Here is an 11,335-nt window from a genome sequence, read left to right as displayed (position 1 = left end):
GAACCGGATGGTGCAGGCCCTGCGCGCGGAGACCTCGGGGGTCCTCCCCGCCGCGCCCCCGCCCCCGGTGGACAGCCTGCCCGCGCTGGCGGTGGACGGAGGCGGCCGCACGCGGTACGTCCGCCGCGACGACGTCCAGTTCGTCGAGGCGCGCGGCGACTACGTGCGGCTGCACACGCTCGGCGGGACCCACGAGGTGCGGATGCCGATGGCACGTCTGGAGCAGTACTGGGAGCCCAGCGGATTCGTCCGGGTCCACCGGGGTTTCCTGGTCGCGCTGCGCGCGGTACGCGAACTGCGCAGCGATTCGGTGGGCGGTGTGCTCGCCCACACCGGCGCCGGGGACGTCCCGGTGAGCCGGCGGCACGCCCGTGAGCTGCGGGAACGACTGCTGCGCGCGGCGCAGCGCGGTGAGCTGGGCCGGTGAGCAGGCCCCGGAGGGTGGCCGTCACCAGCCCGCAGACGCGGCTGGCCCACCTGCACCGCCGCTCCGGACGGCCCTGGCGGGCGCGGCGGCTCGACGCGGCGGAGACGAGCCGGGCCCTGGAGCTCTACCGGCGTCAGCGGGTTCTCGCCGCGGTCACGCTGACGGCACTGACCGCGCTGCTGCTCGGGCTCCCGGTGGCCTTCACCCTGTGGCCCGGTCTCGACCGGATGCGCCTGCTGGGCCTTCCGGTGTCCTGGGTGCTGCTCGGCGTCGCGCCGTTCCCGGCCATGGTTTCGCTGGGCTGGTGGCAGTCGCGCCGCGCGGAGCGGATCGAGGACCGGCGGTGATCGCCGCGCTCGCGGTCCTGCCGGTGGTGCTGGCGACCCTGCTCATCGGGGTGCGCGGGGTGGCGGCGCTGCGCACCACCTCGGACTTCCTGGTGGCCTCCCGCCGGATCTCCCCGGTGCTCAATTCCGCCGCCGTATCCGGCGAATACCTTTCGGCCGCGTCGTTCCTCGGCGTGGCGGGGATGGTGGTCAAGGACGGCGTGGGCGCGCTCTGGTACACGGTCGGGTTCACCGCCGGGTACCTGGCGATGCTCGCCCTCGTCGCGGCCCCGATGCGCCGTTCCGGGGCGCTCACCGTGCCCGACTTCGCCGAGGCGCGGCTGGCTTCGCCCGCCCTGCGGCGGCTCACCGCGATCACGGTGCTGGTGATCGGGGTGCTCTACCTCGTCCCGCAGTTCCGCACCGCGGGCCTGGTGCTCAGCATGGTCAGCGGCACCCCGTACTGGGTGGGGGTGGTGATCGCGGGCACCGCGGTCAGCGTGACCCTCGCGCTCGGCGGGATGCGGGCGGCGACCTACGTGCAGGCCTTCCAGTTCCTGCTGAAACTGGTGCTGCTCGTGGTGCCGGTGGTGTGGCTGGTGCTGCAGGTCGGCCCCGCGGTCCGGCACGAAGCGGTGCACCCCGTGGAGTTCTCCCACTTCGCGAAGGACACCGAGGTCACCTTCGAAGTGGACGTCACCCTCCGGCTGTCCGAGCCCACCCCGGTCCGGGACGGCGACGGCACCGTCCGCGTCCTGCCGCCGGGCGAGCGGGAAATGGGTTCCGGGCAGCATGTGCTGTTCCTCGCGGGGGCGCCGGTTCCGCAGGCGAACGGTGGCCGCCTGCCGGGCGCGCCCGGCTGGGAGCGGCCCCTGCTGGACGCGGGCGGCAGCGGCCACCCGCTGCTGGGCACGCTGTCCGTGCTCGCCGCGACCGTGCTCGGCACGATGGGGCTGCCGCATGTGATCATGCGGTTCCACACCAGCCCGGACGGCCGGGCCGCGCGGCGCACCGCGGCGATCACCATCGGCCTGCTGAGCGTGTTCTACCTGGTACCGGGCGTCTACGGGCTGCTGGGCAAGGTGCTGGTGCCGCAGCTGTACCTGACCGGCGCCACCGACACCGCCGTGGTGGCGCTGCCCAGCCAGGTGGACTCCGGCTGGGTGGGGTCGGCGTTCACCGCGCTGCTCACCGCGGGCGCGTTCTCCGCCTTCCTGGCCACCTCGCTGGGCCTGCTGCTGGTGGTGTCCGGCGCGTTCGCGCACGACCTGGGCTCCGGCGGGCTGCGCACCCTGCGGACCAGCGTGCTGCTGGCCGCGGCCGGGGTGGTGCTGCTCGCGCTGCCCGCCGCCCGCCTGGACGCCGACGTGCTGGTGACCTCGGCCTTCACCGTGGCCGCGGCCACCTTCTGCCCGCTGCTGGTGCTGGGCATCTGGTGGCCGAAGCTGACCGCGCCCGGGGCGATCGCCGGGGTGCTGACCGGGCTGGTGGCCGTGTCCGGGTCGATCCTGCTGGCACTGGCCGGTCCCACTCCCGGCGGCTGGGCCGGGGTGCTGGTTGCGCGCCCGGCCCTGTGGGCGGTGCCGCTGGCGTTCGCGGTGATGGTGGCGGTGTCCGCCTCGGGCCGTCCGCCGTCGTGGTCGCGGCTGGCGATGCTGCGCCTGCACCTCGACGACGACCCGGCCCCCGCCACCCGCCCAGTCCCGTGAGGGCCTGACGGGCGCCGTGAAGGGTCCCTTCACAGTCAAATCGACTGTGAAGGGGCCCTTCACGGCCAACACTCACGCGACTTTGCCGGGGCCCTGGCCGTATCGAGTGTGAAGGGACCCTTCACGGCAGTCGCTCGAACCGGCTCACTGCGTGGGGAGCTGCTCGACCTTCTGCTGCAGTTTGTTCATGCCGCCGAGCCACCGGTCGGTGTCGGTGGCCCTGGTCGCGTAGAAACCGGCGACCTCGGGGTGCGGCAGGATCAGGAAGCGCCCGTCCTCGAACGCCTTCATCACCTCGTCGGCCACCTGCCCGGGTTCGATCGCCGACGGACCCATGATCAGCTGCCCGCCGGGGCCGCTTTCGGCGAGCATGGCGGTCCGCACGCCCTGCGGGCAGACCGCCTGCACGGTGATCCCGCGGTGCCGGTAGGTGGCCGACAGCCATTCGGCGAACGCGAGCGCGCCGTGCTTGGTCACCGCGTACGGTGCCGAGCCGAGGCTGGTGAGCAGGCCCGCCGCGGACACGGTGGCGAGGAAGTGCCCGCGCCCGGCCTCGAGCCAGTCCGGCAGCAGCAGCCGGGCCGCCCGCACGTGCGCCATGACGTTGATGTCCCACGCGCGCGCCCAGGTCTCCTCCGGGGCTTCCGGCCCGCCGGACGGCGCGATCCCGGCGTTGGCGCAGAACAGGTCGATCGCGCCGAGCTCGGCCTTCGCGGCCGCGATCAGCCGCTCGACGCCCTCCTCGGAGGCGGCATCCCCGGCGACGGGCACGCCGCCGACCTCGGCGGCCACCCTGGCCGCCGCGTCCCCGTCGAGGTCGGCGACGACCAGCCGGGCTCCCGCGGCGGCGAAGCGCCGGGCGAGCGCCCCGCCGATCCCGCCGCCACCGCCGGTGATCACGACCCCGGCACCGTCGAGGTTCACAGGCCACCGCCGAGGGTGACGCCGCCGTCGAGCACGATCGTCTGCCCGGTCACCCAGCCCGCGTCGTCGGACAGCAGGAAGGCGACCGCGCCGGCGATGTCCTCGGGCATCCCGAGCCGCTTGAGCGGGTAGGCCGCGGCGACCTGCTCCTCACGGCCTTCGTAGAGTGCGGTGGCGAACTTGGTCTTGACCACGGCGGGGGCGACCGCGTTGACCCGGATCTTCGGCCCGAGGTCGACGGCGAGCTCCTGGGTCAGGCGGATCAGGGCCGCCTTGCTCACGCCGTACATGCCGATGCCCGGCGAGGCCCGCAGCCCGGCGATCGAGGCGACGTTGACCACGGAACCGCCGTGCTCGCCCATCCAGGCGTCGCGCGCCCGCTTGGTCCACGCCAGCGGAGCCAGCACGTTCACGGCGAGGATCTTGGCGGCGGCCTCGGGGTCGATGTCGAGGGTGGGGCCGTAGACGGGGTTGATGCCGGTGTTGTTGACCAGCATGTCCAGGCGCCCGAACGCCTCGATGGTCTTGGCGACCGCCTCGTCCTGGTGGGCGGGGTCGTCGGCCTTGCCCGGCACGGCGATGGCCACACCGGGGCCGCCCAGCTCGTTCACGGCCTCGGCCAGCGGCTCCGGCTTGCGGGCGGTGATGCACACCTTCGCCCCGCGCTGCACCAGCTCGCGCGCGATGCCGAGACCGATGCCACGGCTGGCCCCGGTCACGATCGCCACGCGGTCTTTGAACGAGTTCACTCTGCTCTCTCCTGTCCGATCCGTTGGGTTACCCGGCTGCCGTCCCGGCAGTCGTGAAGACTCGGCCCGCGCCGGAGGACCACAGTGCTAAGCGCCCGCTTACACTGTGGGCAGCCGGACCGCCGTGTCAAGTCCGCCACGAAGCGGCCCGATCCTGGGAGGATCTCGCGATGACCACCTCGCTGTCCGCCGAACTCTGGCCGAACGTGCAGCCGGACGCGGCCCGCCGGCTGATGCTGGCCGCCGTCGAGTCCTTCGCCGACCGCGGCTACCACGCGACCACGACCCGCGACATCGCGGCCGCCGCGGGGATGAGCCCCGCGGCGCTGTACGTCCACTTCCCGTCCAAGGCGGCCCTGCTGTTCGCGATCAGTCACAGCGGGCACGAGCAGACGCTCAAGCTCGTCGAGAGCGTCGCCACCGGGGGCGGCGGCGCCAAGGAGCGCATGCGCGGCATCGTCGAGGACTTCGTCGCCTGGCACGCGCGGCGGCACACCGTGGCCCGCGTGGTGCAGTACGAACTGCAGGCGCTGCCGGAGAAGGAGTACGCCGAGGTCGCCGACCTGCGCCGCCGCATCGAGCACCTGGTGCGCGACGTGATCGCCGACGGCGTCGAGAAGGGCGTGTTCACCGTGACCGACCTGCGCACGGCGGCGCGCGCGGTGCTCTCGCTGGGGGTGGACGTGGCGCGCTGGTACAGCAGCCGCACCGGCAAGACGCCCAAGGCGCTGGGCCGCGAGTACGGCGACCTGGTGCTGCGCATGCTCGGCGCCACCGTTTGACGTTCCGCACAGCGTCCTTGCCACGACGAACACGCTACCTCACATACTAAGCGGTCGGTAACCTCCTCCCCCGGAAAAATCCGCGATTGAGGACGGTTTCCGGCCGCTGTCGGCCCTACGGTCGGTCCATGAGCTTGATCGAACCCTTCCGCGTCGACATCCCGCAGTCCCAGCTGGACGATCTGCACGCCCGGCTGGACCTGACCCGCTGGCCCGACCAGCTGCCGGGGACCGGCTGGGACTACGGCGTCCCGCTGGGGTACCTGCGGGACCTGACCGGGTACTGGCGGCACTCCTACGACTGGCGCCGCCACGAACGGCGGTTGAACACGTTTCCGCAGTTCACCACGCGGATCGACGGGCAGGAGATCCACTTCCTGCACGTCCGCTCCGCTCGCGAGGACGCCCTGCCGCTGATCATCACGCACGGCTGGCCGGGCTCGGTGGCCGAGTTCCTCGAACTGATCGAGCCGCTGTCGCGGGACTTCCACCTGGTGCTCCCGTCGATCCCGGGATACGGCTTTTCCGGGCCCACCACCGAGACCGGCTGGAACGTCGAGCGCATCGCCCGGGCCTGGGCCGAGCTGATGCGCCGGCTCGGCTACCGCCGCTACGGCGCACAGGGTGGCGACTGGGGCTCGCTGATCTCCCTCGAACTCGGCCGCGTCGCACCGGAGGAGGTCGCCGGTGTGCACGTCACCATGCTGTCCACCGTCCCGAGCGGGGACCCGGCCGAGGTGGCGGACCTGAGCGAGCGGGACAGGCAGCGGCTGGGCGGCCGCGAACGGTACCTGCGGGAGCTGTCCGGGTACATGAAGATCCAGTCCACCCGCCCGCAGACCCTGGCCTACGCGCTGCACGACTCGCCGGTGGGACAGCTGGCGTGGATCGTGGACTGCTTCCAGCGCTGGACCGACACCCCGGAACTGCCCGAGGGCGCGGTGGACCGCGACCAGCTGCTGACCAACGTGATGATCTACTGGCTGACCGGCACCGCGGGCTCCTCCGCCCGCCTGTACAAGGAACCGACGATGGTGTGGGGCCGCCAGGAACCCCTGCCGGTGCCGCTGGGGGTGGCGGTGTTCCCGAAGGAGATCTCACCGCCCATCCGGTCCCTCGCCGAGCGGCGCTTCCCGGTCGTGCACTGGACGGAGTTCGACCGCGGCGGCCACTTCGCGGCCATGGAGGAGCCGGACCTCCTCGCCGAAGACGTCCGCACCTTCTTCCAGAGCCTGCCCGCCTAGCCCCTCACCCCCGGCCGGAGGGGCTGGGCAAGCCGTGAAGGGTCCCTTCACAGTCGAATCGACTGTGAAGGGACCCTTCACGGCCAATACTCACACGACTTTGCCGGGGCCTTGGCCGTGACGACTGTGAGGGGACCCCTCACGGGAAGTGCCCGCGCGGGGCGAGGTCAGCCGGCCTGCTGTCCGGCCGAGTCGAGATCGCGGATCAGCAGTGCCGCGATCTCGGTCACCGCTTCCTCCGCGCCTTCGCCTTCCGCCGTCAGCAGCACCTCTTCGCCGCCGCGGACCCCGAGCGCCATCACCGCCAGAATGCTGGCGGCGTCCACCAGCCCCTCCTCGCTCCGGCCGATCTTCACCGGCACGGGCTGGCGCCCCGCGAGGTCCGCGAGCAGCTTCGCCGGCCGGGCGTGCAGCCCGACGGGCGAGCCGATCACCACTTTCCTACTGGACATCGAGAAATTCCCCTCTCGCGAAAACGCGCGGCTGGTGTCGTGATTTTCAACCGGTCCGGAACTCTTCGACGATCTTGCGTGCCGTCGGGGCGTCGGGCGCGGACAGCACTTCGCGGGCCAGGGTTTCGCACTGCCCGGCCGTGTAGTCCTTCAACGCCGCACGCACCGCGGGGACCGCGGACACCGACATCGACAGGCTGGTGATCCCCAGGCCGGCGAACACCGGCGCCAGGCCGGGGTCGCCGGCCGCCTCGCCGCAGATGCCGGCGCTCTTCCCGGCGTCGCGCGCCGCCGCGGCGACGTTCGCCACGAGCGCCAGCAACGCCGGCTGCCAGGGGTCGAGCAGCTCCCCCAGCTCGCCCAGCAGCCGGTCCGCGGCGTAGGTGTACTGCGAGAGATCGTTGGTGCCGATGCTGACGAAGTCGGCCTCCGCCAGGATGTCCGCGGCCCGGATGGCCGCCGCGGGCACCTCGACCATCACGCCTGCCGTCCCGATCCCGTACGAACGGGCGAGCTCGCAGAACGCCGCGGCCTCCGCCGGGGTCGCGATCATCGGGGCCATCACCCGCACGTCCGCGCCGTGGTCGGCGGCCGCCAGGCTGATGGCCTCCAGTTGCGCGGTGAGCAGCTCCGGATTGCGCACGCCGACGCGATAGCCGCGGACGCCGAGCGCGGGGTTCGGCTCGTCGCCGGTGTTCGCGAACGGTACGAACTTGTCGGCACCGGCGTCCAGCGTGCGGATCACGACGGGGCGGCCGGCGAAGCCGCGCAGCACGGCCCCGTAGGCGGCCCGCTGTTCCTCGACCGTCGGGACTTCCGTCCGGTCCAGGAACAGGAACTCGGTGCGGAACAGCCCGACCCCTTCGGCGTCGGCCGCGGCGGCCGCGGCCGCTCCACCCGCGCCGCCGACATTGAGCAGCAGCTTGACCGGATGCCCGTCCGCGGTGGCGCCGGGACCGCGGTGCCGGGCGAGTTTTTCGCTCAGCGCGGCCGATTCCGCCGCGATCCGGCGGAGGTGGTCCTCGCCCGGGTCGGCGAGCACCGTGCCGCGGGTGCCATCGACGGCGACCGTCTGCCCGTCCGCCAGGCCCGCGGCACCCGCGCAGCCGACCACGGCGGGGATGCCCAGCGCCCGGGCGACGATCGCCGTGTGACTGGTCGGCCCGCCCTTCTCCGTGACGATGCCGACCACCTTCGCCGGGTCGAGCAGCACCGTGTCGGCCGGGGCGATGTCCTGGCCGACCAGCACGAACGCCCCGTCCACCGCGGGGATGCCCGGCGGGGCGAGGCCCAGCGCGGCGGCGATCGCCCGGTCCCGGATGTCGGTCAGGTCGGCCGCCCGGTCCCCGAGGTAGCCGCCGAGGCTCTCCAGTGCCGCGATGTGCCTGCCGAACGCTTCGTGGATCGCCCACGCCGCCGGCCTGCCGTTGTGCACCGCCGCCCGGATCCCGGTCCGCAGGGACGGATCCCGTGCCATGGCGATCTGGGTGTCCATGATGGACCTCGACTCGCCGGTCACCGAAGCGGCGCGCTTTTCCAGGTCCGCCACCGCCGTTTCGAGCGCTCCGGACGCGGCCGCCAGCTCCTCCTCCGGTGCCGCCGGTACGTCCCAGGCCTCCGGCAGCACCGGAGGAGGGGCCAGCCGCACCACCGGTCCGGCGGCCGTACCGGGGCTCGCCGGGTTTCCGCGCAGTTCGTCGACCACCTCTGGTCACCTCCTCGTTCGGGGCCCTCGCTCAGGCGGCGCCGGTCGCACCCGGCTCGATGGTCACCTTGATCGCTTCGCCGCTGCTGACGATGTCGATCGCGCGCAGCACCTCCGGCAGCGGCAGGTGGTGGGTGATCAGGTCGTCGACCCGGACCTTGCCCGTCGAGATCAGCTCGAGCGCCTGGCGGTTGTGCTCGGGGCTGGACCCGTTGGCGCCGTAGATGGTCAGCTCGCGGTAGTGCACCAGGTTGGAATCGCACGCGATGATCGGGTTGTCCTTCGGCAGGCCGCCGAAGAAGCTGATCCGGCCGCGGCGCGCGGTCATCTTCAGCGCGTCCTCCTGCGCCTTGCCCGCCGCCGCGGCCGTGATGACCACGTCGGCGCCGTCGCCACCGGTGAGCTCGAGGATCGCGGCCACCGGGTCGACCTCGGCGCCGCAGATCGCGGCGTCCGGCTTGACCAGGCCGGCCGCCATGTCGAGCCGGCGCCGGTTCAGCTCGACCAGGTAGACCGCGGAGGCACCCCTGGCCCGCGCCAGCCGTACGTGCAGGCAGCCGATCGGGCCCGCCCCGACGACCACGACGACGTCGCCATCGCCGACCCGGGCGAAGGTCTGTCCATTGAGGACGCACGCGAGCGGCTCGGCGACCGAGGCCTCCGCGTAGCTGACTCCGTCGGGGATCCGGTTGACCCCGTCGACGCGCAGCACCCGGTGCGGGACGATCATGTACTCCGCGAACCCGCCGTCGAAGTGGTAGCCCATCGACAGCTGGTTCGGGCAGATCGTCGGGAAGCCGCGGCGGCACTGACGGCACTCGCCGCACGGGATCGCGGCGATGACCTGGACCCGGTCGCCCGGCACCCATCCGGAGACGTCCGAGCCGGCTTCGACGACCTCACCGGCGATCTCGTGGCCGATCACGCGCGGCGGGTCGATGTGGTGGTGCCCGTGCCGGAAGATCTTCAGGTCCGTGCCGCAGGTCGACGTGTTGTGCACCCGGATCTTGATCTCGTCCGGGCCCGGCGCCGGCTCGTCGGCGTCTTCGACCCGCAGGTCGCCCGGCGCGTAGAAACGTGCCACCTTCATGGGGGGAACTCCTCGTCCATTTCGTTCAACACTCGCAGGATCGTGTCGGCGTCCGGTGCTTCACGCAGCTGCCGGGCCCGCTCGCCGTCCATCAGGATCCGGGCCAGCGACGACAGGATCCCGACCTGCTCCGATCCCTTGGCCGCGATGCCGACGCAGAGCCGGACCTCGTTGCCGTCCCAGTCGACCCCGTCCGGGAACTGGAGGACCGCCAGGGCGGTCCGCTTCACGAACCGGCGGGATTCGTCGGTGCCGTGCGGAATCGCGACACCCTCGCCGACGTAGGTCGAGACGGAGCGCTCACGGTCGTGCATCGCGTCCAGGTACTGCGGCTCCACCGCCCCCAGCGCCAGGAGCTTGCGGCCGACCTGGGTGATCGCGTCGTCCCGGCCGGGGGCGGCACAGCCGATGAGCACCGATTCGGCGCTGAGGATGGCGGCGTCAGTCGGCAAGGGAACCGCCGTCCCGGATCGCCTGCTCGACCCGGTCGAACACCGGGTCGCCGAGGAAACTCTGGAAGCCAAGGATCACCGCCGAGGAGTTGGCCTTGCGGGCCCGGCTCACCAGTGTGGTCTGGCACAGCACGACCTGGGCGTCGGCCGGGATCTCGTTGACCGGCGTGTGCTCCACCTTGACGGAGTAGGGCTTCAGCCGCTTGGCCAGCTGGGACGCCACCATCACGCTGCTGCCCATGCCGGCGTCGCAGGCGATGATCACCTTCCTGACTTCGGTGCCTTCGATGCTGCTCATTCCCGTGTTCCCTTCCTTCGATCGGCGATGATCGTCATGCCACCGTGCCACCGGCCGCGACGGCCGCGGCGCGTTCTTCCCGCCGGGCGTCCCGGCCGAACTTGAGCAGTGCCGCCGCGACGACGAACGCGACCGCGGCCGAGACGACGACACCGGCGACGACACCGAAGTAGCCGCCCTTCGGCGTCACCGCGAGGACCGCGATGATGCTGCCCGGCGAGGGTGTCGCCGTCAGTCCCGCGCCGGTCAGGCTGAACACGGCGACACCGGAGGCGCCACCGGCGATCGCGGCGAGGATCAGGCGCGGGGTCGCCAGGATGTACGGGAAGTAGATCTCGTGGATGCCGCCCAGGAACTGGATGACGATGGCGCCCGGCGCGGTGGCGCGCGCGGTGCGGGCGCCGAAGAACGTCAGGGCCAGCAGGATGCCGAGGCCGGGGCCCGGGTTCGGCTCGATCAGGAACTCGATCGCCTTGCCGTCGTGCAGGGCGGCGGCCACCCCCAGCGGGCTGAGCACGCCGTGGTTGATCGCGTTGTTGAGAAACAGCACCTTGGCCGGCTCGACCAGGATCGAGACCAGCGGCAGCAGGTGGGCGTCGATCAGGGCCTGCACCCCGCTGCCGAGCGCCTTGGTGATGCCCTGCACCACCGGGCCGATGCCCAGCTTGCCCAGCACGGCCATGAGGCCGCCGATGATGCCGGCGCTGAAGTTGTCGACGAGCATCTTGAAGCCCGGCGCGGTCCGGCTGCCGACCTTCTCGTCCCACAGCTTGATCAGGAAGCCGCCCAGCGGACCGACGATCATCGCGCCGAGGAACATCGGGATCGACGCACCGACGGCGATGCCGACCGTGGCCACCGCGCCGACGACCGCACCGCGCTGGCCGTGGACCATCCGGCCGCCGGTGTAGCCGATCAGGACCGGCAGCAGGAAGTTGATGATCGGGTCGACCAGCACGGCCACGTGCGCGTTGGGCGTCCAGCCGCTCGGGATGAACAGCGCGGTGATCAGGCCCCAGGCGATGAACGCACCGATGTTCGGCATGACCATGCCGGCGAGCCGGCCGCCGAACCGCTGGATCGCGACCCGCGCGCGTTCGGCCCTCGAGGGAGTGGCTTCCTCTTCGCGCTCCGTAGTGGTAGTCATCGTTGGCTTCCTTTTCTGGAGGGGGTGGTG

General features: G+C 72.2%; 13 protein-coding genes. 5 read left to right on the top strand and 8 right to left on the bottom strand.

Features of this window, described 5'->3' with window-relative positions; translation table 11 throughout:
- The 3 genes from FNH05_RS21080 to FNH05_RS21070 form a co-directional block, all read left to right on the top strand.
- Positions 1–427 (top strand): LytTR family DNA-binding domain-containing protein (locus FNH05_RS21080; protein ID WP_144590434.1); only part of this gene is annotated, 427 nt, incomplete at its 5' end.
- The gene (locus FNH05_RS21075; RefSeq protein WP_144590433.1) at positions 424–774 is read left to right on the top strand and encodes a hypothetical protein; all 351 of its coding nucleotides are present in this window, start codon (positions 424–426) and stop codon (positions 772–774) included. The genes FNH05_RS21080 and FNH05_RS21075, both read left to right, overlap by 4 nt.
- A complete protein-coding gene (locus FNH05_RS21070; RefSeq protein WP_144590432.1) occupies positions 771–2,462 on the top strand; it encodes a sodium/solute symporter in 1,692 nt (563 codons plus the stop codon). Before FNH05_RS21075 ends, FNH05_RS21070 begins: the two co-directional genes overlap by 4 nt.
- Before the next feature lie 144 nt (positions 2,463–2,606).
- On the opposite strand, the gene FNH05_RS21065 is transcribed toward FNH05_RS21070, so the two are convergent.
- Both FNH05_RS21065 and FNH05_RS21060 read right to left on the bottom strand, forming a co-directional pair.
- A complete protein-coding gene (locus tag FNH05_RS21065; RefSeq protein WP_144590431.1) occupies positions 2,607–3,386 on the bottom strand; it encodes an SDR family oxidoreductase in 780 nt (259 codons plus the stop codon).
- Positions 3,383–4,135, bottom strand: a complete 753-nt coding sequence (locus tag FNH05_RS21060; protein ID WP_144590430.1) for an SDR family oxidoreductase — start codon at positions 4,133–4,135, stop codon at positions 3,383–3,385. Before FNH05_RS21060 ends, FNH05_RS21065 begins: the two co-directional genes overlap by 4 nt.
- A 170-nt stretch (positions 4,136–4,305) precedes the next feature.
- Here FNH05_RS21060 and FNH05_RS21055 point away from each other — a divergent pair, with 170 nt between their 5' ends.
- Together FNH05_RS21055 and FNH05_RS21050 are read left to right on the top strand one after the other, a co-directional pair.
- On the top strand, positions 4,306–4,917 hold the full coding sequence (locus FNH05_RS21055) for a TetR/AcrR family transcriptional regulator (RefSeq protein ID WP_144590429.1): 612 nt from the start codon (positions 4,306–4,308) through the stop codon (positions 4,915–4,917).
- A 128-nt stretch (positions 4,918–5,045) separates the two neighbouring features.
- Positions 5,046–6,161: an epoxide hydrolase family protein gene (locus FNH05_RS21050; protein WP_144590428.1), complete on the top strand. Its 1,116-nt coding sequence runs from the start codon at positions 5,046–5,048 to the stop codon at positions 6,159–6,161.
- Positions 6,162–6,328: 167 nt separating this feature from the next.
- Here FNH05_RS21050 and FNH05_RS21045 read toward each other — a convergent pair whose 3' ends face one another.
- Genes FNH05_RS21045 through mtlA form a run of 6 tightly spaced genes read right to left on the bottom strand, consistent with a single transcriptional unit; the run spans position 6,329 to position 11,305 of the window.
- Positions 6,329–6,613, bottom strand: coding sequence for an HPr family phosphocarrier protein (locus FNH05_RS21045; RefSeq protein ID WP_144590427.1), 285 nt, complete (start codon positions 6,611–6,613; stop codon positions 6,329–6,331).
- A 46-nt stretch (positions 6,614–6,659) separates the two neighbouring features.
- Entirely contained in the window at positions 6,660–8,318 is a 1,659-nt protein-coding gene (gene ptsP, locus FNH05_RS21040) for a phosphoenolpyruvate--protein phosphotransferase (protein WP_144590426.1), read from the bottom strand.
- Between the two features lie 31 nt (positions 8,319–8,349).
- Positions 8,350–9,408 carry a zinc-dependent dehydrogenase gene (locus FNH05_RS21035; protein ID WP_144590425.1) on the bottom strand — a complete coding sequence of 353 codons (1,059 nt, stop codon included), beginning with the start codon at positions 9,406–9,408 and terminating at the stop codon, positions 8,350–8,352.
- The gene (locus FNH05_RS21030) at positions 9,405–9,860 is read right to left on the bottom strand and encodes a PTS mannitol transporter subunit IIA (protein WP_144590424.1); all 456 of its coding nucleotides are present in this window, start codon (positions 9,858–9,860) and stop codon (positions 9,405–9,407) included. The genes FNH05_RS21035 and FNH05_RS21030 overlap by 4 nt, the downstream gene beginning before the upstream one ends.
- Positions 9,850–10,158, bottom strand: coding sequence for a PTS lactose transporter subunit IIB (locus tag FNH05_RS21025; protein ID WP_144590423.1), 309 nt, complete (start codon positions 10,156–10,158; stop codon positions 9,850–9,852). Before FNH05_RS21025 ends, FNH05_RS21030 begins: the two co-directional genes overlap by 11 nt.
- A 34-nt stretch (positions 10,159–10,192) precedes the next feature.
- Positions 10,193–11,305 carry a mannitol-specific PTS transporter subunit IIC gene (mtlA, locus tag FNH05_RS21020; protein WP_144590422.1) on the bottom strand — a complete coding sequence of 371 codons (1,113 nt, stop codon included), beginning with the start codon at positions 11,303–11,305 and terminating at the stop codon, positions 10,193–10,195.
- Between the last annotated feature and the right edge of the window lie 30 nt (positions 11,306–11,335).

This window comes from Amycolatopsis rhizosphaerae, assembly GCF_007713715.1.
GTDB classification, from domain to species: Bacteria; Actinomycetota; Actinomycetes; order Mycobacteriales; family Pseudonocardiaceae; genus Amycolatopsis_E; species Amycolatopsis_E rhizosphaerae.
The sequence above is the reverse complement of the archived record's forward strand: the minus strand, read 5'-3'. Positions and strand labels throughout refer to the sequence as shown.

Bases quoted from the DNA above. Each gene is read 5' to 3' on its own strand.
- mtlA (WP_144590422.1), bottom strand. From the start codon at position 11,305: ATGACTACCACTACGGAGCGCGAAGAGGAAGCCACTCCCTCGAGGGCC.
- FNH05_RS21045 (WP_144590427.1), bottom strand. From the start codon at position 6,613: ATGTCCAGTAGGAAAGTGGTGATCGGCTCGCCCGTCGGGCTGCACGCC.
- FNH05_RS21025 (WP_144590423.1), bottom strand. From the start codon at position 10,158: ATGAGCAGCATCGAAGGCACCGAAGTCAGGAAGGTGATCATCGCCTGC.
- FNH05_RS21035 (WP_144590425.1), bottom strand. From the start codon at position 9,408: ATGAAGGTGGCACGTTTCTACGCGCCGGGCGACCTGCGGGTCGAAGAC.
- FNH05_RS21050 (WP_144590428.1), top strand. From the start codon at position 5,046: ATGAGCTTGATCGAACCCTTCCGCGTCGACATCCCGCAGTCCCAGCTG.
- FNH05_RS21055 (WP_144590429.1), top strand. From the start codon at position 4,306: ATGACCACCTCGCTGTCCGCCGAACTCTGGCCGAACGTGCAGCCGGAC.